Genomic DNA, 25,410 nt, shown 5'->3' on the forward strand with positions numbered 1-25,410 from the left:
GAGGAAGAATGATGACTGAAAAATTTTTGATGATTGTTATGACTGTCATGAGCTTTGCGATCCTGATCCTGGGATTGGTCAGCTTTCCGATGATGGCCTCGGCCGGGGAAAGGGAGGATCTATCGCGCCTTCTCGCTGCAAAAGATCGCCAGCTTTTTGATAACAGCTTTGGCAATTGCAATGCGGCGGAGATCGACAAGATTATCGCGCCGGATTTTGAATTTTATCATGATAAAGGCGGCGCGACCCTGTCGAAGGAAGCCTTTATGCAGGATGTGGCCAACGGCATGTGCAAAACGCAGGACCCGGAGAGCGGTTATAAGTCTTTTCGGGTGTTGACAGAAGGCAGCCTGAAGGTTTTTCCCCTCTATACCAATAGCAAACAGGAGACGCTCTACGGCGCGGTGCAGACCGGGGAGCATTCCTTTTATGAAAGCTATCACGGCTCCAACCCGCAATTTCGCTCCGTGGCCAAATTCACCCACCTGTGGATGCTACAGGACGGTGTCTGGCGTATCACAAGGGTGATCAGCTATGATCATCAGGCCCCGGCGGAGTAAAGGGTTTGTTGTTAGGGGGATTTGTGGAGGATATCCTCCACATCGCTATATATTGCCTCTGGATCAATGATTTGAATATTGGACAGAATGATGGTGATGGTCTGATTTTCCGGCGAGACGGCAACCAGGCTGTTGACGCCGAGAGACGGGCCACCCTCATGACCATAATAGGCGTGGGTGAGTCCTGATTTAGTCGATCTATAGTCCACCATCCAGGTGGCATAACCATAGAAATTCCCTTTCTCTTCCGCATGCTTCGTCCGCATCAGACGCTTGGCGTCCGGCTGAAGAAAATCCCCGAAATACAGAGCCCGGGCGAAAGTCACTAGATCATCCGCCGTGGAATATATCGCTGAGGCGCCCCCCGCGATATCGCGAGAGACATAAGGGGCGGGAGTATAGCGCGCGCCCATGGTCATATAAAGTTGGGCGGCGTTATCCTGCGGTCCGGTGAAATAGCCGGTATTGGGCAAATCCAAAGGTTTTAAGATATAAGTCTCCAGCACCTCGGCATAAGGCCGTCCGGTGACTTTCTCAATGATGGCGGTCAGATAGACGTAATTGGTGTCGGTATATTTAAAGCCCTGACCCGGCGGGAAGAGCAGGTCGCGCTGACAATAGGCGATCACTTCTTCCAAACTATGTTGCTGCCCGATAAACGCCAGCAGATCAAAGTCCGGACCCAGTCCTTCGTAAAATTCCGGCAGGCCGGACTGGTGAGACAGCAGATGATGAAGGGTGATCTTTTCACCAAGTTCCCGTCGGAGATAGGGGAAATATTTCCCCAAGCTGTCGTTGAGCGAAATCTGTTCCGCTTCGACCAACTTGAGGATCAGCGCGGCGGTGAAAATTTTGGACGGAGACGCGAGATAAAAGCGGCTGTTGGGGGTGAGGGCGATGTTCCGCGCTTTATCATGGAACCCCTGGGCGGCTCGGTAGAGCGTATCCGTTTGATCGGCGACGAGGACAACGCCGTTGAAGCGACCTGCCGCAAAGGCATCCGATAAATAACGGTCTAATGTCAGGTCTTTAGCGGGTGACATCTGAGGAAGTAAGGTCAGACTCAAGATTAGTAAAAACAGACGCATATATTTTCCTCGGATTTTATTTTTCCGAACTCTAGGGGGGATGCAGGGGCCTGTCAATCCAGCGGGCCATTTTGGGGGATGCAAAAAAATAATGTCTTTTTGTCGATCTGGTCCAGCTTTGTTCGTTTTTATGGCGGGACCGAAATAAATCGGTTACCGTTAAAATCTGAACAGGAGAATGACATGAAATATATGGCCTTGATTTATGAAAATGAAAAATTGTCCCCGGCACCGGGGACCGATGCGTTTAACAAACTGATTGCCGCGTTCATGGCGGCGGAGGAAACTTTCAATAAGGATGGGGTCTATGTGGCCGGTGAGCCTCTTGAAAATATCAGCTCGGCAACGACCGTACGTGTGCGTCACGATAAAATGGAGACTACCGACGGCCCCTTTGCCGAAACCCGGGAACAGCTAGGCGGCTTTTATATTTTCGAGTGCGCTTCTCTGGATGACGCCCTGAAATATGCTGCGATGATCCCTTGTGCCAAGACGGGCTCCGTCGAAGTGCGCCCGGTCATGTCCATTCCCGGCATGTAAGACACGCCCATGGCTCCTCCCCTGAGATTTGATGTTGCCCTCCAGGCCATCGTCAAGGAGACGTGGGGGAGCCTGCTGTCGGGTCTGATCCGGCGCTGCGGAGATTTTCAATTGGCGGAGGATTCCCTGCAAGATGCGGTGGAAACCGCCTTGACCCGCTGGCGAGAGACGGGTCTGCCCGACCACCCGCAAGCTTGGCTTTATAAAGTCGCCTGGCGCAAAGCGCTCGACAGGATGCGGCGTGATCAAAATTTTCACAAAAAACAGGCGGAAGTACAATTTCTCCTCGAACAGGAACAGACGGCGGAGCTGGGGGAGAGTGACTATGATATTCCCGACGAGCGGTTGCGGCTAATTTTCACCTGTTGCCATCCGGCGCTGGACCGCAAAGTCTCCGTCGCGCTTACCTTGCAACTGGTGGGCGGTTTGACGACGGCAGAAATTGCCCGTGCCTATCTGGTCAAACCCGAGACCATGGCCCAGAGATTGGTTCGTGGCAAACGCAAGATTCGCACCACTGCTATCGCTTATGAAATCCCGTCCGCAGCGGATTTCGCCGACCGTCTGTCGGCAGTGCTGGCAGTGCTCTATCTGATTTTCAACGAGGGCTACGCGGCTTCTTTTGGCGCGGAACCCATTCGCAAGGATTTATGCCTTGAGGCCATTCGCCTGGCCCGTATTCTGTGCCTGCTCTGTCCCACTGCGCTGGAGGCCCATGGTCTGTTGGCCCTGATGTTGTTACATGATAGCCGCCGTCCGGCACGTTATGATTGCCACGGGGCTTTCATTCCTCTGGAGGATCAGGATCGCACAGTATGGCTCAAGGATCAGAGCGAGGAAGGACGTCGGCTGGTCCGCCGGATCTTAGCTCACGGCGCACGACGGGGGGAGGCGGCGGGCGTCTATCAATTGCAGGCGGCGATCAGCGCGGTGCATAGCGATGCCATGCGGGCGGAAGAGACAAATTGGCGGGAAATCAGCTTGATCTATGAGCTGCTTTACCGGCTCAAGCCGACGCCGGTCATTGCGCTCAACCGACTGGTCGCCCGGTCCTATGTTGAGCCGCTGCCGTTCATTTTAGAGCAATTGCAGGCGCTGGCCTTCGGGTTGGAAAATTATCAGGCTTTCTATGCGGTGGAAGCCGATTTTCACCGACGGTTGGGGCAGCGGCAGGCCGCGCGGACAAGTTATCTCAAGGCGATTGAGCTGAGCGCCAATGAGGCGGAGCAGGCGTTCCTGACCGCGCGCATGCAGGCCCTGTAACGATGTGACGACGCGCCTGCGCTATGCGTGGGTGAAATTTCTCTCTTTTCCGGCGTGACTTTAGGGGGGCTTCCTTTTATGAAGAAACCTCGTGTATTTTCAGGCAGGACGAGAGACGATGGCAGAGCGGGACATTTCCATTGCACCCGAAGCGGTGAAGGCGCGGATCAGGCGGCAGTTCTCGGAACTGACCCGTCTGTCCTTTCCGATCGTCTTTCAGCGGCTGGGCATCATGACCATGGGGCTGGTCGATACCTTGATGGTCGGGCGCTTCTCTTCCACGGAACTGGCCTATCAGAGCATCGGCAATGTGCCGGTATCGACGATGATTGTGCTCGCCATTGGCCTGATGATGGGCACCATGGTGCTGACCTCCAATGCCTTCGGGGCGGAGCAGTTTATCAGATGTGGCCGGATCTGGCGGCGCGGGGTGCTGTATGGCCTGTTTCTTGGCCTGATCGGTTTTGGCCTCTGTCTGATGGGAGAGCCGCTGCTGCTGGCGCTGGGTCAGGAGGCGGATATCGCGCGCGGCGGCGGGATCATGATGCAGGCCATTGCCTTTGGCATTCCCATGACCAATGTGATGCTGGCTTGCACCTTCTTTCTCGAAGGCATCAACCGTCCCCTGCCGGGCATGATGTATATTTTGGTTGCCAATCTGATCAATATTTTTCTCAACTGGATGCTGGTTTACGGCCATTTCGGCTTTGATCCCATGGGGGCGGAAGGCTCCGCCTGGGCGACAACTATCGTGCGGACGTTTTTGGCGTTGGGGCTGGTGCTGTTCGTCTGGCGGATGAAAGATCACGCCCGCTATGGCATTCGTGAAAAAGTCGACCTGCGTCTTAAAAAATGGAAGCGGCAGCGTAATATCGGTTATGCCTCCGGCCTGACGGTGGGGATGGAGCATTCCGGCTTCGCCGCCCTGCAGGTGATGGCGGGCTGGCTCGGGCCGCTGACCCTGGGCGCTTTCGCCATTACCTTCAATGTCTACGGCCTGCCCTTTATGATTGCTTACGGTGTCGCAGGCGCGACGTCGGTGCGGGTAGGGATCGCCATGGGACGGCGCGATCATCGCGACCTGCTGCTGGCGGGCAGCTGCGGTCTGGCCTTTAATTTCATGCTAATGTTGCCGTTGATGGCGATCCTGCTGATTTTCCCGAGGGAAATAGCCAGCCTGTTCACGGTTGAGGCCGATCTGATTGCCGCGACCGTACCGCTGATGATCCTCACCGGCTGGATGTTGCTGGTGGACAGTGCCCAGGCGGTGATCGGAAACGGGCTCCGGGGCCGCCGGGACGTGTGGTTGCCGACGGCGCTGTATTTCCTCAGCTATATTGTCATCATGACGCCGCTGGCCTGGTATCTTGCTTTTCCACTGGGCCGGGGGGCGGAAGGGTTGTTCGAAAGCACTGTCATTGCCAGTATTGTTTCCTGCATCTTGCTGGTGGCGCGGTTTTATTATCTGTCCTACCTGGATTTTGCCCCGGAACGACAGCGGGCAATCGCCGGTCAATCCTGATCCCCGCCGATCGCGATTCTGCCCGTTCACACCTTGCCTGTTTTGATCAGGCAGCCTTGACCTGAGGCCGGGCTGCGGATGCCTGATTGCGTATTGACAGTTTCCGCGCCCGGCGCCGGACCCGGATGTAATAGAGGGACGGCACGAAAATCAATGCCAGAATCGTGGCCCCGACCATGCCGCCGGCAATGGCGGTGGCCAGCGGCGGCCACATCACGCCACCAAACAGAATGAGCGGCGCAAATCCACCCAGCGTCGTCAGGGTGGTGGAAACAATATGACGGCTGCTGTTGATCACGACAGTGACGATGGCTTCCGGGTCGGCGAGCCGGGCCTGTTCATTGGCCCGCAAAGCCGCCAGCACAACGATACTGTCGTTGATGGCCAGCCCGATCAGCCCCATGGTGCCCATGATGCCGGTGAAGCCCATGGGGAAGCCAAAGAGCCAGATGGCGAGGAAAGCCAGTCCCATACTGAAAAAAGCTACCCCCCCGATGATCAGGGCTGACGTAAAGCTGTTGAACGCCAACACCAGAATACCCATCATGATCACCAGAAGGGGCAGGACAGTTGAGAATAACTTGCCTTGGGATTCAGACCGTTTTTCGGCCTCGCCCCCAAATTCGATGCGATAGCCGGCGGGGAGTTCCACATTTGCCTGGGCCAGCCGTTGTTGAAAATCCGCCAGTGCCGTACTCGGCAGACTGTAGGGGGCGATATGAGCCTGAAGGATGTTGAGCCGTTGATTATCCCGGCGACTGATGATGCTGTAGGTGGGCACCAGTTCTAAGGTCCCGAGACTGCTGAGCGGCACGCCGCCCATCTGCTGACCGCTGGGCAGCAGGCTGCCGTTCGGTGACACCAGGGAATTCTGAAAGATATTTTCGATGTCGGAACGGTTCTCTCCGCCAACCCGCACCCGGACAGGCAAATTTTCGCTCCCTTCCAGTACGCTGCCGCCCACATGCCCTTCGAGAGTGCTGTTGAGCTGTCGCGCGATCTGGTTGAGGTCAAAGCCGGCGGCGCGGGCGGCGTCTTCATCCGGGACAAAGTTCAGCTTTGGCTGATTGCGGGATATTTTTGCCTGAGTATAGGTGACATTCTTGGTTTCACCAAGTATCCGGCGAATTTCCTCGCCCTTTTCCGCCAGAATGCTCAGGTCCTGCCCATAGATGAAAACTTCGATCGGGGCTTCAAACGGAGGCCCCTGTTCAAAAGGCAGAGCCAGAATGATCGCATCAGGCAGGGCGTCCATCAGGTCCTGTTGTAGGCGAGGCAGGATATTCAGGGTTGCTTCGTCTGATGTGACATTGACGAAACCGCCGGCGAAACTGTTCTGCCCGGTCTGGTTCAGAAACGTGTTGTAGAAAACCGCCGGCGCTGCCTCGGCAATCACCCAGTAATCCTGGGTGATTTCGGGATATCTCGCCATCACGTCACGGGCGATATTAACCTGGCGGGTGGTTTCTTCGAGACTCGTCTGGCGGGGCAATTGCAGTTGCAGTTGGAACTGATCCCGGTCCACAGGCGGGAAGAATTGCTGCACCAGAGTGGTGCTGAGCAGGAAGCCGAGAATGGGCAGGGTGACGGACAGGCCGGTGGCTTTCCACGGGTGGGCGAGACACCAACGTAGGCTGGCGCGGAATTTTTCGCGCAGGGCGATATTCTGATAGCCGTTTTGCAGGATACTGCGGTTGTCGTTCAGCAATTCTCCGCGGTCGAAATACCCGGCCAGAGCCGGAATGATGGTCATGGCGAGGAACAGACTGGAGAAGAGGGACAGGATCACCGCCACCCCGAGCGAGCCGATAAATTCGCCTGTCGGGCCGGGCGAGAGCACAATTGGCATAAAGGTCAGCGAGGTGGTTACCGTCGAAGCCAGCAGGGGAATGAACAGATGCCGGACCATGGTGGTGATGGCTTCGCCAATTTCCTTGCCGGCGCTACGGGATTTGCGATATTCATCAATGGCGACAATGGCATTGTCTATTAACAGTCCCAGCGCAATGATCAGGCCGGTAATCGACATCTGGTGCAGCGGGATATCCATGATCTGGAATGCTGTCATGACCATCAGAACGGTCAGGGGCAAGGCGGTGGCGACCAATATGGCCGAACGCCAGCCCATCATGAAAATCATTACCAGGATGATGATGCTCGCGCCGAGGAAAATATTCCCCATCAGACCCGACAATCGTTTGGTGGCATAGACATCCTGGCTAAAGATAACGTCCATTTTGACGCCCTCGGGCAGGGTCTCAGCATATTTTTCCGTTTCGGCCCGCAGACGGTCCACCCATTTGTCGACGCGAATGCCGCTGCCGATTTTTGCCCCGACAATGATGCCCTGTTTGCCGTTGAGCAGCGCGGTGCTATAGACCGGATCTTGATAGGACTTCTTGACAGTCGCCACATCCCCGACCCGCAGAAAGTTTCCGTCTGCGGTTTGGGTCAGGGGAATGTTACGGATGTCTTCTTCGGATTTCAGTTCACCACTGACTTCCAGCACCAGATCGTGGCGGCTGCCCCGCAATTGGCCCGCCGGAATTTTGGAGTCTGCCTCGGCGATGGCGCGGGATACGGCTTCGGCTGTCAAGCCGACGGACGCCAGCGCATCGGGATCGACCGTCACCAGATATTCTTCATCCAGTTCACCAAAGATATCGGTTTCATCCGTACCGGGAAGCGGAGAAAGATGCCGTTCCAGATCGCGGGCGAAACGCCCGAGAATATCAAGTTGCGGCGCTTCGGATGCGCCGTCCGGCATATCCCAGGTGACCCCGACCATGAAGGTAAAGACAGCGCTTTTGCGGTCTATGATATAGGGGGTTTCCGCCCCGGCCGGCAGGTCGCGCTGGGCGTCTTTCAGTTTGTCGCGAATCTGGGACCAGACGTTGGGAATATTGGCGGCGGGAACCTCGTCTTCCAACTGAATGGCGACAGTCGAGAAGCCGGTGCGGGACGTGCTTATCAGTTGCTTGATTTCTTCGATTTCACTAAGAGCGGCTTCAATTTTCTCGGTGACCAGGGCTTCGACCCGTTCGGCGCTGGCGCCGGGGAAGCGGGTGTTGGCGGCATCAAAGCGGTGGAGGAAGGTAGGGTCTTCCTGTCGTGGCAGGGTGCTGATCGCGGAAAAACCGGCGACGAGAATAAGGCCGATGACCAGGGTGGTCAGGCGGCGATTGCGGAAAAACAGATTTTGCCACATGGTTATTGCCCTTTCGCCAATTTGACCATTTGGCCGGGCACCAGGCGATGCAGGCCGCCGGTGACGATGCGGTCACCGTCCTGCAGGGTGCCGCGGACAAAGACCCGTTCCGAATCTGTATAGAGCAGTTGTAGCTCCTGTCGGGCCACGGTGCCATGGGTGGCGCCATGATTGCCTTTTGCCGGGGTGACAGTATAAACGCTCCACAGGCCGCGCCGGCTTTCGGCCAGAGCATCACTGGGCAGCCAGAAGCCGTTGGCGGGAACCTCATGGGCGAGGGTGAGTTGCGCCAGACTGCCGGCATGCACCGGGGCGCTGGTTTCCAGGATATCAAAGAGAGCGGTCACGGTGCGGGTTGCCGGGTCCAGGCGGGCATGGGTGGCGCGCAAACGCGCGGTGAGGCGGGTACCGTTTTGTTGAAAAACATGGATGTCGCCGGGGCTGAGTTTGGCCACGGCCGCTTCGGGCAGGCCGAGATGAATTTCCAGTTTTTCATCTTCAATCAGACGAATGACCGGGGCGCCGGCCCCGAGGGCGGTACCCTCATCCTGATAACGTCGTACAACGCTACCGTCAAAGCGGGCGGTAAGGGTCGCGAGAGCCTGGTCAACCCGCAGGCTTTTCAGGGCGGCCTTGGTACGAAGAATGGCGGATTCGGCAGCGGTTTTCTGAGCCTTCCGGCCCGCCAGATCGAATTTGACCTGATCAAATTTCTCGGCTGAAATATGGCTCTGTTGTCGCAGGACCTTATATCGGTCATAGGTCGCCTGGGCGCGATCCAGTTGCGCCCCGGCCTGATGATCCAGGGCGATGCTTTGGCTCAGTTCTGCGTCCAGTTCTCCGAGCCGGGCCTCCAGCCGTCGCATGTCCAGCCGGGCGAGACTGTCGCCTTTCTTGACCCGCTGGCCTTCGTCAACCAGGACTTCCGCCAGCAAACCGCCTTTGTCAAATCCGTGGTCGCTTTCCCGGCCGGCGACAATACGCCCGCTGTATTTCTGGTGAATTTGATAGTGATCCTGCGCCTTGATTTGGCTGGTTTCCACCATGAGAGCCCGGGCCAGTCTGGTCTGTTCTTCATCGAGATTGGCCTGCGCCGATGATCTGGTGTAAAGCACGGCCCCGGCAATGGTCAGCAACAGAACACCGCCAATGATGATTTTCATTCTGGCGGGTCTGGCGCGGGCAGCGCCGGTTTTATCGGTGGGATTGGCGGTGGCGTCACGGGGGTCCGGGGTCTGGGTCATGATTTTCTCTATGGCTTCTCGGGTCGCGGTGTTGTGTGGTTTTGCAAAAGGAATCACAAACTATGTTTACGGTGACAACATATCATTAATATTTACACTGTCAACATCGCTGTTGCAATTATTCTTTTGGTCGGGGGATGTGCGGGGGCTTGCCGCACTCGGACAAAAGGCAAAAAGCCGTGTGTCTTCAACATTTTGACAAACTGCATTTGAGTAAATAATATGAAAGGTGGCGCCGGAGCATTATACCGTGTCACGGGGATCGTTAACCGGGGGTTTTAGGGTATTTGTATGAATTATTTACGCAGTTTTTTGTTTAACGCCTTTTTTTGGATTTTGGCGCCGCTGTGGATTCTTCTTGTTCTGACGCCATTGTCGTTTTTCAAGTCCCCGGCACCGATGCGCAAGGCGATTATGATCTGGTTCCACATTGTGTTTTTCATGCTGGATAAAATCAGCGGGATCAAAGTTGAAGAACGCGGGATTGAAAACCTGCCCAAGGATCAGGGTTTCATTCTATGTTGTAAACATATGAGCAATCTGGAAGCGTTGATTGCCTATCGTCGTATGCCGAATTTGACGGCGCTGGCGAAAATTGAGCTGTTTCGAATTCCGGGTGTGCGCCATGTACTTAACAAGATGGGGGTGGTGCCGATTGATCGGGGCAAGGGCACGGCCCAGGTCAAAACGCCAGAGATCGCGGCGACCTTGCAGGAAAAGAAAATCCCTTTGTTGTTGTTTGTTGAAGGCACCCGCATTCCGGTGGGGGAGCGCCGGCGGCTGAAGACCGGGGTTTATTATCTCCAGAAGGACACCAATCTGCCGGTGATTTGCGCCTCGACCAACACCGGGGTGCATTGGTTGAAAGGCAGCCCGTTTAATAAACCCGGCACGATTGTGATGCAGTATCATCCGGCTCTCGAATTTGACCTGCCCAAAGCGGAATTCATGGAGGAGGTGCGGCAAAAGGTCGTCCTCCACAGTGAGGAACTGATGGGGGTCGAGGGGAAAGAGGTGTGATCTTGCTCACAATTCCGCCCATTGCCGCAGAAGATTGTGGTAGGTGGCGGTTAGGGAGAGGACGATCTCGTGATCCTCGCCAAGGGTTTGGCGCGCTTTCAAAATATTACGATCAAAATCATAGAGCAGGCCGCGCTGGCCGTCGTCCTTGACCATCGACTGGGTCCAGAAGAAGCTCGCCCACCGGCTGCCCCGGGTGATCGGTTCGACCCGATGCAGGCTGGTGGCAGGATAAATCACCATATCACCGGCGGCGAGTTTGACGCGCTGTTCGCTGACAGTATCGCCGGGGCGCTGATCATGTTGTGCCTCACCGGTATGCTGCTGTGGACCAAATTACATGGCACCCGTATTGCCGCGATGCTGCTGTTCAGTGGGGCCATCATTACGGGCGTGATTGTGACTTTACCGAGCCTGATGGCCTATAGTCTATGAGGAAAATCATATTGTCATCTGTAAATGCGCACATGTTTTCCCTATATGTGTTGAAACCCGTTGGGACTTTTCAATTTACAAGGCGAGGTGAGCAAGATGAAGTATGAAATGATGGTGGGGCTCGAGGTGACCGATGATGACCTCTACAGTCAGTATCGCGCGGCGATGATGCCGATCCTGCAGCGCTACGGCGGCGGGTTTCGTTATGATTTCCGGGTGTCAGAGGTGTTAAAGAACGCTGAAGGGCGTCCCATCAACCGGGTTTTCGCGATCTATTGTGACAGCAAAGCCAGTATGGACGCGTTTTTCGCCGATGAAGGCTATCTACAGGCCAAGCAGGAATTCTTCGCACCGTCAGTAGGAGAAACCACAATCATTTCACAATATGAAATTGCGATATAAGATTAAGAAAAGGCCCGGCTTATGGGGTTAAGACGGGCCTTCAAGAAACTGCTGTCAATTTATACTCAATCCATATGGAGAATCAGCCCGATGCGCAGGGCTTCGGTGCTGGGGTCGAACGTCAGGCTGTCGGCATTGGTGCGCCAGTTGATGTCAGAATGGGCGGTGCGGACATATTCTATCCGGAGCGCGATATCTTCCATAATGCCGACTTCAAACCCGGCGCCATAACGATATCCGCCGGCGGAAGACGAGAAGTCCTGCCCGCTGACACTGGCTTTGAATTTGGTGGACGTATAGCCACCGAGGCCATAGACCAGAACCCGGTCAGATACGGTAAAGCCAAGGCGGGCGTTAATATCAAATGCAAATCCGGCTTTCAGCTTCAGAGTATCTGTGCCATAGGCGGCGGGGGTGACGGTGGGTTCTCCTCCGTCCGGATCGGGGGTTTCGAAAGCGGGGGTGACGGTGTTGACGGTGGCGGTGCTGCTGCCGCCGGCAAGGCCAAGGGCGCCTTCAATGCTGACATACATGGGGCCCCAGAAGTTGGTGCCGATGCCGCCATACAGGCTGCCGCCATATCCGGTGTTTTTAGCGCCGTTTCCAATACCGGTGAAAAAATTGTTATCGAGTTCATCCACGCCGGGTTCCAGGTCTTCGTAGGAGTTTTTGGATTTGACCTTGGAATAATTGGCGTTGAAGCCAAGATAAAGCCCTTCGAACGGATTGCCGTCTAGGCCGGCCTGCGCAGAAGTTGAGGCGAACCCGAGCATTGTGGCGCCAAGCAAGGCGATTTTAAGTTTGTGAGACATTGTGTCCTTATTCCCTTTTTATTTTTAGTCTTGTCCGGTCTGTTTATCCGGCTCTGCTGTGTCAGATTTGTGTCCATATTACATTTTTTTGCCCGACAGGAAACAAGAACTTGACTCTGACCTGATTTCCTCATATTTTCCGGCCATTCCACGAAGATAAGTTTCTTATCGTGTCCGAGGATACACATCAGTCAGCGAAGGTTCGCCCACTGGTGTCTTTGTGTTATGTAATTTTGTTGAAGGTTGTGATGGCCAAAAACCAGGACAGCCTTGAGCGTGTTTCAGGGGACCGCAGGGCGGAACCGGAAACAAAACAAAAAAGAGAATTATATGTTTGACAGTTTAAGTGACAAACTGGGCGGTATATTTGACAAGCTGAAACGGCAGGGCGCTCTGAAAGAGAGCCATGTCAACGAGGCCATGCGCGAAGTGCGTGTGGCGCTGCTCGAGGCCGACGTGGCCTTGCCGGTTGTCAAAGATTTTATCGCCAGTGTCACCAAACGGGCTGTCGGACAGGAAGTCATGAAGTCGGTGTCTCCCGGCCAGATGGTGGTCAAGATTGTCAATGATCATCTGGTGGAAATGCTCGGCAGCGAAACCGTCAGCATCAGTCTTGCCGCCGCGGCCCCCGTACCGATTCTGATGGTCGGCCTGCAGGGGTCTGGTAAAACCACCTCTGCGGCGAAAATCGCGAAACGTCTGACGGAAAAAGAAAACAAGAAAGTCATGATGGCTTCCCTGGACGTTTATCGTCCGGCGGCCATGGAACAGTTGAAGATCCTCGGTGAGCAGATCGGGGTCGCGACCCTGCCGATCATCGATGGCCAGATGCCGGTGGATATCGCCAAACGGGCGATGACGGCGGCGAAACTGCAGGGCTTTGACGTTGTGATGCTCGATACAGCGGGCCGCCTGCATATTGACCAGTCCCTGATGGGCGAAGTGGTCGGGGTGCGTAATGCGGTCAATCCCCACGAGACGCTTCTGGTGGTCGACAGCCTGACCGGTCAGGATGCGGTCAATGTGGCGCAGCAGTTCAGTGACCAGATCGGCATCACCGGTGTGGTTCTGACCCGTATGGACGGCGATGGCCGTGGCGGGGCGGCGCTCAGCATGCGGGCGGTTACCGGTCAACCGATCAAGCTGGTCGGGGTCGGTGAAAAGCTGGAGGATATGGAAGAATTCCATCCGGAGCGTGTCGCGTCCCGGATTCTCGGCATGGGCGATGTGGTGTCCCTGGTGGAAAAAGCCGCTGAAACCATCGAGGCTGAAGAAGCCGAGGTGATGATCAAGAAGATGAAGAAAGGCCAGTTCGATTTCGAAGATCTGCGGTCTCAGCTTCGTCAGATGAAAAAGCTTGGCGGCATGTCCAGCATTCTTGGGATGTTGCCAGGGCTTGGCAAGGCCCAGAAGCAGATGGCCAGCGCCAATATTAATGACAACCTGCTGAAACGTCAGGAAGCAATGATCAACAGCATGACGCCGCAGGAACGCAGTAATCCGAAATTACTCAATGCGTCGCGCAAGAAGCGAATCGCCGCCGGGTCCGGTGTGTCGGTTCAGGACTTGAACAAGCTGATCAAGATGCAAAAGCAGATGGCGACAATGATGAAGAAAATGGGCAAAGGCGGTCGCGGCATGGGGATGCCCGGACAGCTGCCGCCCGGAATGGAAGGCTTGCTTCCGAAATAAAGAATGGAAGGCCTGCTTCCGAAATAATACCGAAGCCCGTCAGGGCTGAGGCCAGACTAAAGAATGACTAAAGTAAATACTGTTTAACTAACTGAAAGGATAAGCCGCAATGGCTGTTAAAATTAGATTGTCTCGTGGTGGTGCGAAAAAGCGTCCTTATTACCGTGTTGTTGTGGCTGATGCCCGCTCCCCACGTGATGGCCGTTACATTGAAAAAGTGGGTACGCATAACCCGTTGCTGCCAAAAGACCATGAAGATCGTGTGAAGCTTGACGTTGAGCGGATCAAACATTGGTTGGCCGAAGGCGCTCAGCCGACAGACCGCGTTGCCCGTTTCCTGGACGCCGCCGGTATCCTGAAGCGCGAAGCCCGCAATAACCCGAATAAAGGTAAAGCCGGCGCGAAAGCTCTGGAGCGGATTGAAGAGCGTAAAGCCAAAGCTGAAGCTGCCCTTGAAGCCGCCGCCGAAGCCGCTGCTGCCGCCAAGGAAGCCCCTGCTGAAGAAGCGCCTGCAGAAGAAACTGCAGAAGCCTAAGGCTGGGCCGACACCGCAAGGAAGAACCGCAGATGTCTCGACCACAATATGTACATTCCCGACGTGAAGAGCCGGAGATTGGTCCCGAGTGGATTTCAGTCGGCGTGATCGTCGGGGCTGTCGGGGTCAAGGGCGCGGTTCGCCTGAAGGTGTTTTCCGAAGATCTGGAGGCGATACTGGCCCGAGGGCCGGTGACGCTGTTCCCCGATGTCAACAGCACAGGTGAGCAGGTTGACTGCAAGCTGATGCATAAGATCAAGGTAGGCTACGCCGTGCAACTGGCGGGCCTGACCGATCGGACGGAAGCGGAAAACCTGAAGGGTGTGAAGCTTTATGTGGCGCGGGATAGTCTGCCGGAAATCGAAGATGACGCCAGTTTCTATTACGAAGACATGGAAGGCCTCATCGCCCGGGATCAGACAGGAACGCCTTTCGGGGTGGTTCAGTCGATTTATAACTTCGGGGCCGGCGACCTGATTGAGGTCGCGCTGGATGACCGGGACAATAACCCGGCGTCCGGCACACAGATGTATCCTTTCCGGGACGAATTCGTTCCGGAAGTGAATATTAAAGACGGTTATCTGGTGATTGATCGCAAGGCCTTTGGCGACGATCAGGCATCGGATGAGGCATAGGACCTTAAAGGAGACCGGATGATGGCACAAGTGAGCACGCCCCTGTGGCAGGCCCAGATCTTGACCTTGTTTCCGGAAATGTTCCCCGGTCCCCTGGGGGTTTCCCTGGCGGGGAAGGCTCTGGAGAAAGGGATTTGGACCATGGATGTGGTGCAGATCCGGGATTATGCCACGGACAAGCATCGCAATGTGGACGATACGCCGGCGGGCGGAGGTCCGGGCATGGTGATGCGGGCGGATGTACTGGGCGCGGCCATAGATGATGTGGTGGCCCGGCGCCAGACGCTGGATCAGGACGCACCGTCAGGGGGCGGAGAGCTTGCGGATTTTCCCGTGGTCTATCTGTCGCCGCGGGGCAAACGACTGGATCAGGCGCTGATTCGGGAATTTGCCGCCAAGAAGGGCATAACGCTGATTTGCGGCCGGTTTGAGGGTGTCGATGAGCGGGTTTTGGAAGGACGTAATGTCATGGAGGTCAGCCTCGGTGATTTTATTCTTTCCGGCGGAGAAGTGGCGGCGATGGCATTGATGGATGCGGTTGTCCGGACGCTTCCCGGGGTGATCGGGCAACCGGAAACCCTGGACGAAGAAAGTTTTGAATCGGGGTTGCTTGAGTATCCCCACTATACCCGACCCAAGGTTTGGGAAGGGCGTGAGATACCGGACGTGCTGCAATCGGGGCACCATGGCAAGATCAAGGATTGGCGCCTTGAACAGTCAAAAAAACTGACTGAGGAGAGACGGCCGGATCTTTGGGAAAAATATCTGCGCGATCAGGAATGACGTGCTGCGAGACGTAATTGAGACGGTGGATGACGGGTTTTTTTGACCGGAAATTCTGTCAAAAGCCGGTGATGAAATTTGATGTTGGAATTTGACGGCCCTTGCTATATAAGCGGGGCAGCTGATAAAGAGAGAGCGTTATGAATATTATTGAAAAATTTGAGCAAGAGCAGATTGCCAAGCTGACTGACGGCAAGGTTATTCCTGAATTTGCAGCCGGTGACACTCTGCGTGTGAACGTGAAAGTTATCGAAGGCACCCGCGAACGTATCCAGGCCTATGAAGGGGTATGTATTGCCCGTTCAAACAGCGCCCTGAATTCATCCTTCACGGTGCGTAAAATCTCCTACGGTGAAGGTGTGGAGCGTGTATTCCCGCTTTACTCTCCGAATGTAGAAAGCATCGAAGTGATTCGTCGCGGTAAAGTCCGGCGTGCGAAACTTTACTATCTTCGTCCTCTGCGCGGCAAGAAAGCCCGTATTGCGGAACGTAAAGACTGGATGAAAAAAGCAGCTCCTAAAAAAACTGAGGCCATTACCACCTCAGAGGAAGCCTGATTGCTTAAAGACATTTAAGAAATCCGGGCTCCTTAAGCAAGAGAGCCCAAGCAAAGAATCAAGGGGCTCGGATCAAACGAGCCCCTTTTTTTACATCTGCTCTTTAACTAGACTGTGGAAATCTGTTTCAACTATCGACCTCATGCCATCGCCACAAATGGCCGGGTCAGACGTGAGACTATAATGACTGATAAAACTGAACACCAGAAGACCCTCTATGACAAGCTGTGGGACGCCCATGTGGTCGAACAGCAGGAAGACGGCAATTGCCTGATTTATATTGATCGCCAGATCATTCATGAAGTGACAAGCCCCCAGGCCTTTGAAGGTCTGCGCATTGCCGGACGGCCGCTCGCCAACGCCAAGGCCATGTTGGCGGTGCCGGATCATAACGTACCGACCTCCGCCGACCGGGCGACCGCCAAAAACGCCGAGGATTCACAGATCCAGCTCGATACGCTGGAAAAAAACTGCGCCGAGTTTGGCGTGGAATATATCCCCATGATGGATCTGCGTCAGGGCATCGTCCATATCGTCGGACCGGAACAGGGCTTTACCCTGCCGGGCATGACCATTGTCTGCGGCGACAGCCATACCTCGACCCACGGGGCCTTCGGGGCGCTGGCCTTCGGCATCGGCACCTCGGAAGTCGAACATGTCATGGCGACGCAAACGTTGGTGCTCAGCCGTCAGAAAAACATGCGCATTGATGTGGACGGGGTGCTCGGCAATGGCGTCACGGCCAAGGATGTGGCGCTGGCCGTGATTGGCGAAATTGGCACTGCCGGTGGCACGGGCCATGTGATTGAGTTCACCGGCTCCGCCATTCGGGGACTTAGCATGGAAGGCCGCATGACGCTGTGTAACATGTCAATCGAAGCCGGCGCCCGTTCCGGGCTCATAGCCCCCGATCAGGTGACCTTTGATTATGTCATGGGCCGGCCCAAATCGCCGAAGGGCGGCGCGTTCGAACAGGCCGTGTCCTACTGGAAGACGCTGACCAGTGATGCAGGCGCCACCTATGACAAGGAAGTCTTTATCCGGGCCGAGGATATCACGCCGCAGGTCACCTGGGGCACCAGTCCGGAAAATGTTCTCCCGATCACCGGGGTTGTCCCCAATCCGGCCGATGTCCGTGATCCGGAACGCAAAATCGCCATGCAGCGGGCCCTGGATTACATGGGGCTCGAGCCGGGCACGAAACTCAGTGATATTCCCATCGAACGGGTGTTTATTGGGTCCTGCACCAATGGCCGGATCGAAGACATTCGCGCCGTCGCCGACGTTGTGAAAGGCCGCAAGGTTCACGCCGATGTCGCCGCCTGGGTGGTGCCGGGCTCCGGTCTGGTGAAACTGCAGGCGGAAGAAGAAGGCCTGGACCAGATTCTGATCGAGGCGGGCTTTGACTGGCGCGAGCCGGGCTGTTCCATGTGTCTGGCGATGAATGCCGACAAGCTGGAGCCCCATGAGCGTTGCGCCTCCACGTCGAACCGTAATTTTGAAGGCCGTCAGGGGCCGAAGGGCCGTACCCACCTGATGAGCCCCGCCATGGCGGCGGCGGCGGCCTTAACCGGTTATCTGACCGATGTCAGGGAGCTTTGATCATGGATAAATTCACCAAATTGTCCGCCGTGGCGGCACCTCTGCCGATGGCCAATATCGACACCGACATGATCATCCCGCAGAAACACCTGAAGACCATCAAGCGCACCGGGCTCGGCATTTACGCCTTTTCCAATATTCGCTATCAGGATGACGGCACGGAGCGGGAAGATTTCGTGCTCAACCAGCCGGCCTACCGCAAGGCGGAAATTCTGGTTACCGGCGAGAATTTCGGCTGCGGATCAAGCCGCGAGCATGCGCCCTGGGCCCTGAAGGATTTCGGCATCAAATGTGTGATTGCGCCGAGCTTTGCCGATATTTTTTATGGCAACTGCTTCAAGAACGGCATCTTGCCGATCACCTTGCCGCAGGACACCATTGACCTGTTGCTTGATGATGCGAGCCGCGGGGCCAACGCCATTATCACTGTCGATCTGGAAAATCTGGAAATTTCCGGCCCGGACGGCGGCAAGGTTTCGTTCGAGATCGACCCCTATCGGCGGCATTGTCTGCTCAACGGGCTGGATGACATCGGTCTGACCTTGCAGAAAAAAGACACAATTTCTGACTATGAAGCGGAAAAGCGATTGAGTCAGCCTTGGTTGTTTAGCGACTAAGGGAATACTAAGGAAAAAAGATGCGTAAAGAACTTTCTTTATTGATGTTGCCCGGCGACGGGATCGGGCCTGAAATTATGATCGAAGCCCGGCGGGTGATTGACTGGCTGGCGGAAAACCGCAGCCTGAAAATCACGGTGCATGAGGATATGGTTGGCGGGGCCGCCTATGATGCCTATGGAAAGCCCTTGTCCGACGAGGCGTTGGCATTGGCCAAGCAGGTCGATGCGGTGCTTCTCGGTGCGGTCGGTGGACCGAAATGGGACGGGGTGGATTACGACAAACGTCCGGAAGCGGGGTTGTTGACCCTGCGCAAGGAGCTGGACCTGTTCGCCAATCTGCGGCCGGCGGTTTGTTTCGAAGCGCTGGTGGACGCCTCCAGTCTGAAGCCGGAACTGGTCAGTGGCCTCGACATCATGATCGTGCGCGAACTGACCGGCGGGGTTTATTTTGGCGAACCGCGTGGCATTGAAACTCTGGAAAACGGGGAACGTCGCGGGATCAATACCCAGGTCTATACCACGTCTGAAATTCATCGTATCGCCCATGTGGCGTTCGATCTGGCGGGCAAGCGCGATGGACGGGTGACCTCGTCCGAAAAAGCGAATGTGATGGAAAGCGGCCTGCTGTGGCGGGAAGAAGTCATTAAGGTCGCGGAATCCTATCCGGATATTACCCTCGACCATATGCTGGCCGACAGCTGCGCCATGCAATTGGTGCGGGCGCCGAAACAGTTTGATGTGATTGTCACGGACAATCTGTTCGGAGATCTGCTCAGCGATGTGGCCGCCATGTTGACCGGTTCGCTCGGCATGTTGCCGTCGGCTTCTCTGGGGGCCAAGGGGGGCGGGGCGTTGTATGAGCCGGTGCATGGCAGTGCGCCGGATATCGCGGGCCAAGGCATCGCCAACCCGATCGCGACGATCCTCAGTCTCGCCATGGCGCTGCGCTATACCTATGAACGTCCAGAGGAAGCGCAATTGATCGAGGATGCCGTACAAGGCGTGCTCGCCGGGGGTCTGCGCACCGCCGATATTATGCAGCCGGGCAAGGCCAAGGTATCCACCTCGGTCATGGGGGACAGTATTTTGCGTCAGCTGGATCGGCTGAACGCATAACGTAATGCGAAAAGACAAGAGACACTCTGTACGAGAGACACTCTATTTAAATAAAAGATTAGGAGTACACTATGTCATATAAAATAGCCGTTGTCGGCGCCACCGGTAATGTCGGTCGGGAAATGCTGAACATTCTGGCGGAACGCCAGTTCCCGGCATCGGAAGTGGTGGCGCTTGCCTCCCGCCGGTCCCTGGGTCAGGAAGTCACATATGGTGAGAAAACCCTGAAAACAAAATGTCTGGATGATTATGATTTCACCGGAACAGATATCGCGTTGATGTCTGCGGGCGGGTCGATTTCAAAAGCCTGGGGCGAGAAGATCGGCGCCACCGGTTGTGTGGTGATCGACAATAGTTCCCATTTCCGCATGGACCCGGATGTGCCGTTGATCGTGCCGGAAGTCAATCCGGACGCCCTTGCCGGTTACACCAAGAAGAACATCATCGCCAACCCCAACTGCTCCACGGCGCAGATGATGGTGGCGTTGAAGCCGTTGCATGATTACGCGACCATCAAACGGGTTGTGGTGTCCACATACCAGTCCGTGTCCGGCAGTGGCAAGGCGGCGATGGAAGAGCTCTGGAGCCAGACCCGGGCGATTTTTGTCAATGATCCGATCGAACCGACTGTCTATCCGAAACAGATTGCCTTCAATGTGATCCCGCAGATCGACGTCTTCATGGACAGTGGCGATACCAAGGAAGAATGGAAAATGGTTGCCGAGACTGGCAAGATCCTTGACCCGGACATCCGGGTTACCGCAACATGTGTGCGTGTGCCGGTGTTTCTTGGCCATTCTGAATCAATCAATATCGAATTCGAGAAGCCGATTGATGAAACCCGCATTTACGAAATTCTGCGGGAAGCCCCCGGTCTGATGGTGGTCGACAAGCGCGAAGACGGCGGTTATGTCACGCCGGTGGAATGCGCCGGGGAATTCGCCACTTACATCAGCCGCATGCGCCGCGATGTCACGGTGGAGAATGGCATTAATCTGTGGTGCGTGTCCGACAACCTGCTGAAAGGCGCAGCCCTGAACGCGGTGCAGATCGCGGAAAGCCTGTGCAACAGATACCTGAAAAAAGGTTAAGGCATGGTTTGCCGCCAAAGGATCCTGTTGTTCTGAGGCGGCAAGACAAAAGATAATTTTATAAGGAGACGAATGGCTTTCATTCGTCTCTTTTTTTTGTCGTTTCGTCGTATTGGGCCGGGTGGCTGGGCGATGGCCTGTTAGGCTCTGGCCCATTAACTTAAAAGAGGTGTAGAATGTCTTATCAATTTAATCTGAAACAAAAAGCCGTCGCTGGAATATCGGCGCTTTTGCTGAGCAGCACATCGGTTTTTGCCGTTGATGAAGCCCCGGCCAAGATCAATGATTTCTTCGAGGCGGTATTTATCGAAGCGGTGATGGATTCACCGGAATCCTTGACGTATACCCGTTTGATGGAGCAACAGGGGAAGCCGTGGCGTCATGACGAACTCGACGACAACAGCCGCGCCCATGCGGATGCGTTGATCGCGCTGCAAAAACATAATTACGATGTATTGAAAACGTATGACGAGGCGGCGTTGAGCGACAGCGAACGTCTGTCGAAACAGATCATGACCTGGACGATGGAAAATGATTTCCGCAACAATAAATTCCGCGACCATGACTATGAAATCACCCAGCTGGACGGGTTGATGACGGACTATCCACTGTTTATGAACGGCTATCATCAGGTGTCTGACCAGAATAGCGCCGAGGATTATGTCGCCCGTCTGCATGCGGTGGGGGCGCAATTCGAAAATTCCATGAAACGTCTGAAACTGCAGCAGGAAAAAGGCATCATTCTGCCGAAATTCCTGATCCGCAAAGTTATCGACAATAATACCGCCTTCACGGCGACGGCGGCGACAGAAAATATCCTGTATAAAACTCTGGCCAAAAAACTCGACGGGGCTAAAGGGATGACCGCGGCGGATAAAACCGCCCTTCTCGCCCGGGCGCAGTCGGCCATTGAAACAGAGGTTTATCCGGCGTACAACACCATGATCGTCTATTTCAAAGATCTGGAAAAGATCGCCACGAATGAGGCGGGCGTATGGAAATTACCGGACGGAGAAGCCTATTATGCGGCGCAGATTCAGTCCAACACCACGACCAAAATGTCGGCGGAGGAAATTCATAACATCGGCCTGCGTGAAGTCGATCGCATTCAGGGCGAAATCCTGGGGATCCTCAAAGGGGAAGGTTATGATACAAGCGCCGGTTTTGAACCCCTGATTCAGCAGCTGGCGGAGGAGGAGCGGTTTTATTATCCGGATACAGACGCGGGTCGGGCGCAAATCCTGAAAGATTACCAAACCATCATTGATGAGGTGAATGAAACGGTTTCCGGGGCGTTCAATGTCAAGCCCAGAATGGGGGTTGATGTGCAACGTGTTCCGAAATTCTCGGAGAAAACCGCGCCGGGCGCCTATTATTCCGGCCCGGCTCTTGATGGCTCCCGCCCCGGCACATTCTGGGCCAATCTCTATGACATCAAGGCGACGCCCAAATATGGCATGCGCACCCTGTCCTATCATGAGGCGGTCCCGGGGCATCATTTCCAGATCGCCATTGCCCAGGAGTTGAAGGATATTCCGATGTTCCGTAAATTTGGCGGCTTTACCGCCTATGTCGAGGGCTGGGCGTTATATTCCGAGAAACTGGCTAAGGAAATGGGGCTGCAGGATGACCCCTATGACGATATCGGGCGGCTGCAGGCGGAATTGTTCCGTGCGGTGCGTCTGGTGGTTGATACAGGGATGCATCATAAACGCTGGACCCGGGATGAGGCCGTTGATTATATGGCGAAGAACACCGGCATGGCCATGTCCGATGTGGTGACGGAGATTGAGCGTTATATCGTGTGGCCAGGACAGGCGCTGGCTTACAAGGTCGGCATGATGAAGATCGTCGATCTTCGGGCCAAGGCCAAGAAAGCTCTGGGCGCGAAATTTGACATCCGGACATTCCATGATGTGGTGTTGACCAACGGCGCTCTGCCGCTGGATATCCTCGCCAAACAGGTGGAAGATTACGCCGCGGGCAAGTGACAGGATACCGGTTTTAAGAGATTCCGGATATAATATTGACCCCGGTATTCTGATATGTCGGGGTCTTTTTCTGCCTGTGAGCCTTTGAGAATATTTATATGATAAAAACCTCAAAACAAAACAACATATTGGATAAGCAGTTGTTTACATATGGTATTTCATATATAAACAACTGGTAAGGCACGGAAAATACACAACATAATAACATATTTTCATGCTTTACGGGAGCTACATCAAAACTGTCAAAATCAATATTTTCATTTCAGTAAAGAGGAAACACCATGAAACTACACCAGATTTTATATACACTTCCCGTTATGTTAATGGGCGTGTCGCCCAGTATGGCGCAGGAGGAAGCCTCGGGTTCTTTGGCTTTGGAGGAAATCGTTGTGACGGCGTTGAAGCGCGCCACCAATATTCAGGACACCCCCCTTAGTATCAGTGCCGTTAGCGGAGATATGCTGGAAAGAATAGGCGCCGATGATATCGTTGATTATTTCGCTACTGTTCCGGGGTTGAGCATCGTGGATCAGGGGCCGGGTGAACGTCGGCTGGTGATCCGGGGTATTAACGGGGTTGGTGAAGCCCAAGTTGGCCTTTATTATGATGAGACCTATGTGACCGGTGCTCCCGGCGCGGAAGCGGATAGCGGGGCCCGTCAACCAGACTTCAAACTGATCGATATTGCCCGGGTAGAGGTACTGAAAGGTCCGCAAGGCACACTTTATGGTTCCGGATCCGTGGGGGGAACCGTGCGGGTGATCACCAACAAGCCTAATGTAGATGAGTTCGAAGTTTTTGCAGAAGGCGATTTATCCACGACAACGGGAGGTGGTGAAGGATGGGGCCTGAACGCCATGGCGAACGCGCCACTGGTCGAAGGTAAACTCGGTATGCGTGTTGTGGGCTACTATCGTGATGAAGATGGCTTCATTGATAATGTGCCCCTGAACACTGAAAATATAAATGATGAAAAAACCTGGGGCGGCAGGGTAGCTTTGAGGCTTCAGGCCGCTGAAAATCTGACCATCGATGCCAAGGTCATGCTGCAACGCACGGACAGTGGCGGGCGCCCGGAATTCTTTCCTTCCATTGGAGATCTGCAGACAGACCGGGTTACTCAGGAATTTCTAATTGATGATTCCGAGATTTACAATCTGACTGTAGACTGGGAATTCGACGATTTTCAACTGGTTGCTTCAACGTCTTATTATGAGCGTTTTGTTGAATTTAACTTTGACACGACGCCGTTTATTGCCGGATTTGACAATGCCGGAATTTGCGGACTGCGCGCCGAGCATGCCTGTTCTGATGGCGAACTGGCCGCTCATAGCGACTATATCAACGGGTTGTTGCCGGCAACCGTTAAGCAGCCCCAGAATGTCAATAACTGGACCAACGAATTGCGTGTTAATTCGACAGGTGAAGGACCTTTGTACTGGACGTTAGGGCTCTTTACCGAAAGCCGGGAATCTGATTTGAAGAGTCAGGTACTGGCGGCGACACCCGACGGGTTGGCGCGGGAGCCGTTTGAATATATTTTTTTCCGGGAAGCCACGGAAAAAGTAGATCAGTTGTCTCTCTTTGGAGAAGTCACCTATGATGTAACAGAAGATCTGAGTATCACTGGTGGCATGCGTTGGTATGATTACGATAAAACCAATACGGGGAAAACTAATGTTGGTTTTGCGCTGGTTAATGCCCCGGCCGGACCGGCGCCTGATGGCGATGCATCGCAGAAAGGGACTATCTTCAAGGGTAATATCTCCTATCATGTCAATGATGATGTCCTGTTGTATGGTACCGTTGTGGAAGGTTTCCGTCTCGGTGGCGCCAATCAGTCGGTGTTTGTCGAAGTGCCGGCACAATTTGGTCCGGATTCCGTAACCAACTATGAAATTGGTGCGAAAACCAATTTCATGGACAATCGGATAAAACTGAATGTTGCCTTGTTCAAAATGGTCTGGGACAATATGCAGGTTGGTGGAACCACCCCGGACGGCGCATTCGCATTTATCGGCAATGCCGGTAAAGCGGCGGTGGACGGGATTGAAGTCGAGTTTGATGCTCAGGCAACTGATCGGCTTCTGATCTCTGGCGGGATGACCATACAGAACGCCAGACTGACAGAAGATCAGATTGATGAGAATGGTGATTTCGAAGCGCCCGGTGTCAAAGGGGATCGCATTCCGAGAGTGCCTAGATTCATGGCGAATCTTGCTGTGGATTACGGGTGGACGATGAGTGACGATATGGAAGGTTTTGCGCGACTGGATTATAATTATATGGGATCACGCAATTCTACACTGAGCACCACAGACGAATTTTTCCTTAATATTGAGGATTATTCCATGTTTAACGCCAGCGTTGGTATTACGACTGATGGCTGGCGCGCCTCTCTTTACGCCAAGAACCTGTTTAATAAACGGGCACAAAGTAACCGGGGCAATGATGACTTCACAGCCCAGTCTATTTTCACAATGCGGCCGCAAACATTCGGTCTCAAGGTGAGGCGTGATTTCTAAAGCTTATGAGCAGAAATCAAATCTGGTCATATGACCGGTAAAACAGGATTGAAAGGCGCGCTTTACAGGCGCGCCTTTTATTTTATACAATCGGATCTATAGGGGCTTTTTGTGTCTTCTTTCCTGTGTTAGGCTCCGGACTGTTCCAATTACAACAAGGGGATAAGGAT

At 54.6% G+C, this 25,410-nt stretch carries 22 protein-coding genes and 1 pseudogene; 18 read left to right on the forward strand and 5 right to left on the reverse strand.

All coding sequences use genetic code 11. The annotated features are described in order from the left end of the window. Positions 1-11 precede the first annotated feature (11 nt). Positions 12-560 carry a nuclear transport factor 2 family protein gene (locus FIV45_RS00200; RefSeq protein ID WP_165777050.1) on the forward strand — a complete coding sequence of 183 codons (549 nt, stop codon included), beginning with the start codon at positions 12-14 and terminating at the stop codon, positions 558-560. An 11-nt stretch (positions 561-571) separates the two neighbouring features. Here the strand turns inward: FIV45_RS00200 and FIV45_RS00205 are convergent, their stop codons facing one another. Next, positions 572-1,648 (reverse strand): serine hydrolase domain-containing protein, encoded by a 1,077-nt coding sequence (locus FIV45_RS00205; RefSeq protein WP_099473984.1) that lies wholly within the window; start codon positions 1,646-1,648, stop codon positions 572-574. 183 nt (positions 1,649-1,831) lie between these two features. Between FIV45_RS00205 and FIV45_RS00210 the strand changes: the two genes are divergently transcribed. From FIV45_RS00210 to FIV45_RS00220, 3 genes are all read left to right on the forward strand, one after another. Next, positions 1,832-2,188: a YciI family protein gene (locus tag FIV45_RS00210; RefSeq protein ID WP_099474299.1), complete on the forward strand. Its 357-nt coding sequence runs from the start codon at positions 1,832-1,834 to the stop codon at positions 2,186-2,188. A gap of 9 nt (positions 2,189-2,197) precedes the next feature. After that, positions 2,198-3,451, forward strand: coding sequence for an RNA polymerase sigma factor (locus FIV45_RS00215; protein ID WP_099473982.1), 1,254 nt, complete (start codon positions 2,198-2,200; stop codon positions 3,449-3,451). 118 nt (positions 3,452-3,569) lie between these two features. Next, positions 3,570-4,973, forward strand: coding sequence for an MATE family efflux transporter (locus FIV45_RS00220; RefSeq protein ID WP_099473980.1), 1,404 nt, complete (start codon positions 3,570-3,572; stop codon positions 4,971-4,973). A gap of 46 nt (positions 4,974-5,019) precedes the next feature. Here the strand turns inward: FIV45_RS00220 and FIV45_RS00225 are convergent, their stop codons facing one another. Both FIV45_RS00225 and FIV45_RS00230 read right to left on the reverse strand, forming a co-directional pair. After that, positions 5,020-8,181, reverse strand: a complete 3,162-nt coding sequence (locus FIV45_RS00225; RefSeq protein WP_099473978.1) for an efflux RND transporter permease subunit — start codon at positions 8,179-8,181, stop codon at positions 5,020-5,022. 2 nt (positions 8,182-8,183) lie between these two features. Beyond that, the gene (locus FIV45_RS00230) at positions 8,184-9,425 is read right to left on the reverse strand and encodes an efflux RND transporter periplasmic adaptor subunit (RefSeq protein WP_099473976.1); all 1,242 of its coding nucleotides are present in this window, start codon (positions 9,423-9,425) and stop codon (positions 8,184-8,186) included. A gap of 291 nt (positions 9,426-9,716) precedes the next feature. Between FIV45_RS00230 and FIV45_RS00235 the strand changes: the two genes are divergently transcribed. After that, positions 9,717-10,445: a lysophospholipid acyltransferase family protein gene (locus FIV45_RS00235; RefSeq protein WP_099473975.1), complete on the forward strand. Its 729-nt coding sequence runs from the start codon at positions 9,717-9,719 to the stop codon at positions 10,443-10,445. A 6-nt stretch (positions 10,446-10,451) separates the two neighbouring features. On the opposite strand, the pseudogene FIV45_RS00240 reads toward FIV45_RS00235, so the two are convergent. After that, positions 10,452-10,730 (reverse strand): annotated as a pseudogene (locus tag FIV45_RS00240) (PKHD-type hydroxylase); the annotation flags it as partial. Here FIV45_RS00240 and FIV45_RS00245 point away from each other — a divergent pair. Next, complete coding sequence (locus tag FIV45_RS00245; RefSeq protein ID WP_133118590.1) at positions 10,659-10,880, forward strand: hypothetical protein; 222 nt, start codon at positions 10,659-10,661, stop codon at positions 10,878-10,880. The pseudogene FIV45_RS00240 and the gene FIV45_RS00245 sit on opposite strands and share 72 nt — an antisense overlap. 96 nt (positions 10,881-10,976) lie before the next feature. Beyond that, entirely contained in the window at positions 10,977-11,282 is a 306-nt protein-coding gene (locus FIV45_RS00250) for a DUF1330 domain-containing protein (protein WP_099473973.1), read from the forward strand. A gap of 65 nt (positions 11,283-11,347) precedes the next feature. Here the strand turns inward: FIV45_RS00250 and FIV45_RS00255 are convergent, their stop codons facing one another. Then, entirely contained in the window at positions 11,348-12,094 is a 747-nt protein-coding gene (locus FIV45_RS00255) for an outer membrane protein (RefSeq protein WP_099473971.1), read from the reverse strand. Positions 12,095-12,424: 330 nt separating this feature from the next. On the opposite strand from FIV45_RS00255, the gene ffh reads away from it, so the two are divergent. The 11 genes from ffh to FIV45_RS00310 all read left to right on the forward strand — a co-directional run bounded on the left by ffh (position 12,425) and on the right by FIV45_RS00310 (position 25,240). Then, positions 12,425-13,786, forward strand: a complete 1,362-nt coding sequence (gene ffh / locus FIV45_RS00260) for a signal recognition particle protein (RefSeq protein WP_099474297.1) — start codon at positions 12,425-12,427, stop codon at positions 13,784-13,786. A 109-nt stretch (positions 13,787-13,895) separates the two neighbouring features. Continuing rightward, positions 13,896-14,321, forward strand: a complete 426-nt coding sequence (rpsP, locus tag FIV45_RS18930; RefSeq protein ID WP_099473969.1) for a 30S ribosomal protein S16 — start codon at positions 13,896-13,898, stop codon at positions 14,319-14,321. A 32-nt stretch (positions 14,322-14,353) separates the two neighbouring features. Further along, entirely contained in the window at positions 14,354-14,956 is a 603-nt protein-coding gene (rimM, locus tag FIV45_RS00270; RefSeq protein ID WP_099473967.1) for a ribosome maturation factor RimM, read from the forward strand. 18 nt (positions 14,957-14,974) lie between these two features. Next, positions 14,975-15,739 carry a tRNA (guanosine(37)-N1)-methyltransferase TrmD gene (gene trmD / locus FIV45_RS00275; RefSeq protein ID WP_099473965.1) on the forward strand — a complete coding sequence of 255 codons (765 nt, stop codon included), beginning with the start codon at positions 14,975-14,977 and terminating at the stop codon, positions 15,737-15,739. A gap of 140 nt (positions 15,740-15,879) precedes the next feature. Continuing rightward, the gene (rplS, locus tag FIV45_RS00280; protein WP_099473963.1) at positions 15,880-16,296 is read left to right on the forward strand and encodes a 50S ribosomal protein L19; all 417 of its coding nucleotides are present in this window, start codon (positions 15,880-15,882) and stop codon (positions 16,294-16,296) included. Positions 16,297-16,479: 183 nt separating this feature from the next. After that, positions 16,480-17,898 carry a 3-isopropylmalate dehydratase large subunit gene (gene leuC / locus FIV45_RS00285; RefSeq protein WP_099473961.1) on the forward strand — a complete coding sequence of 473 codons (1,419 nt, stop codon included), beginning with the start codon at positions 16,480-16,482 and terminating at the stop codon, positions 17,896-17,898. Positions 17,899-17,900: 2 nt separating this feature from the next. Further along, a complete protein-coding gene (gene leuD, locus FIV45_RS00290) occupies positions 17,901-18,515 on the forward strand; it encodes a 3-isopropylmalate dehydratase small subunit (protein WP_099473959.1) in 615 nt (204 codons plus the stop codon). Between the two features lie 20 nt (positions 18,516-18,535). Beyond that, a complete protein-coding gene (gene leuB / locus FIV45_RS00295) occupies positions 18,536-19,633 on the forward strand; it encodes a 3-isopropylmalate dehydrogenase (RefSeq protein ID WP_099473957.1) in 1,098 nt (365 codons plus the stop codon). A gap of 71 nt (positions 19,634-19,704) precedes the next feature. Then, positions 19,705-20,724: an aspartate-semialdehyde dehydrogenase gene (locus FIV45_RS00300; protein ID WP_099473955.1), complete on the forward strand. Its 1,020-nt coding sequence runs from the start codon at positions 19,705-19,707 to the stop codon at positions 20,722-20,724. Between the two features lie 176 nt (positions 20,725-20,900). Beyond that, complete coding sequence (locus FIV45_RS00305; RefSeq protein WP_099473953.1) at positions 20,901-22,715, forward strand: DUF885 domain-containing protein; 1,815 nt, start codon at positions 20,901-20,903, stop codon at positions 22,713-22,715. A gap of 281 nt (positions 22,716-22,996) precedes the next feature. Beyond that, complete coding sequence (locus FIV45_RS00310; protein ID WP_099473952.1) at positions 22,997-25,240, forward strand: TonB-dependent receptor; 2,244 nt, start codon at positions 22,997-22,999, stop codon at positions 25,238-25,240. Positions 25,241-25,410: the final 170 nt, after the last annotated feature.

This window comes from Paremcibacter congregatus (assembly GCF_006385135.1).
Classification (GTDB): Bacteria; Pseudomonadota; Alphaproteobacteria; order Sphingomonadales; family Emcibacteraceae; genus Paremcibacter; species Paremcibacter congregatus.

Coding starts and splice junctions, on each gene's coding strand:
- FIV45_RS00200 (WP_165777050.1), top strand. CDS start 12: ATGACTGAAAAATTTTTGATGATTGTTATGACTGTCATGAGCTTTGCG.
- FIV45_RS00205 (WP_099473984.1), bottom strand. CDS start 1,648: ATGCGTCTGTTTTTACTAATCTTGAGTCTGACCTTACTTCCTCAGATG.
- FIV45_RS00210 (WP_099474299.1), top strand. CDS start 1,832: ATGAAATATATGGCCTTGATTTATGAAAATGAAAAATTGTCCCCGGCA.
- FIV45_RS00215 (WP_099473982.1), top strand. CDS start 2,198: ATGGCTCCTCCCCTGAGATTTGATGTTGCCCTCCAGGCCATCGTCAAG.
- FIV45_RS00220 (WP_099473980.1), top strand. CDS start 3,570: ATGGCAGAGCGGGACATTTCCATTGCACCCGAAGCGGTGAAGGCGCGG.
- FIV45_RS00225 (WP_099473978.1), bottom strand. CDS start 8,181: ATGTGGCAAAATCTGTTTTTCCGCAATCGCCGCCTGACCACCCTGGTC.
- FIV45_RS00230 (WP_099473976.1), bottom strand. CDS start 9,425: ATGACCCAGACCCCGGACCCCCGTGACGCCACCGCCAATCCCACCGAT.
- FIV45_RS00235 (WP_099473975.1), top strand. CDS start 9,717: ATGAATTATTTACGCAGTTTTTTGTTTAACGCCTTTTTTTGGATTTTG.
- FIV45_RS00245 (WP_133118590.1), top strand. CDS start 10,659: ATGCAGGCTGGTGGCAGGATAAATCACCATATCACCGGCGGCGAGTTT.
- FIV45_RS00250 (WP_099473973.1), top strand. CDS start 10,977: ATGAAGTATGAAATGATGGTGGGGCTCGAGGTGACCGATGATGACCTC.
- FIV45_RS00255 (WP_099473971.1), bottom strand. CDS start 12,094: ATGTCTCACAAACTTAAAATCGCCTTGCTTGGCGCCACAATGCTCGGG.
- ffh (WP_099474297.1), top strand. CDS start 12,425: ATGTTTGACAGTTTAAGTGACAAACTGGGCGGTATATTTGACAAGCTG.
- rpsP (WP_099473969.1), top strand. CDS start 13,896: ATGGCTGTTAAAATTAGATTGTCTCGTGGTGGTGCGAAAAAGCGTCCT.
- rimM (WP_099473967.1), top strand. CDS start 14,354: ATGTCTCGACCACAATATGTACATTCCCGACGTGAAGAGCCGGAGATT.
- trmD (WP_099473965.1), top strand. CDS start 14,975: ATGATGGCACAAGTGAGCACGCCCCTGTGGCAGGCCCAGATCTTGACC.
- rplS (WP_099473963.1), top strand. CDS start 15,880: ATGAATATTATTGAAAAATTTGAGCAAGAGCAGATTGCCAAGCTGACT.
- leuC (WP_099473961.1), top strand. CDS start 16,480: ATGACTGATAAAACTGAACACCAGAAGACCCTCTATGACAAGCTGTGG.
- leuD (WP_099473959.1), top strand. CDS start 17,901: ATGGATAAATTCACCAAATTGTCCGCCGTGGCGGCACCTCTGCCGATG.
- leuB (WP_099473957.1), top strand. CDS start 18,536: ATGCGTAAAGAACTTTCTTTATTGATGTTGCCCGGCGACGGGATCGGG.
- FIV45_RS00300 (WP_099473955.1), top strand. CDS start 19,705: ATGTCATATAAAATAGCCGTTGTCGGCGCCACCGGTAATGTCGGTCGG.
- FIV45_RS00305 (WP_099473953.1), top strand. CDS start 20,901: ATGTCTTATCAATTTAATCTGAAACAAAAAGCCGTCGCTGGAATATCG.
- FIV45_RS00310 (WP_099473952.1), top strand. CDS start 22,997: ATGAAACTACACCAGATTTTATATACACTTCCCGTTATGTTAATGGGC.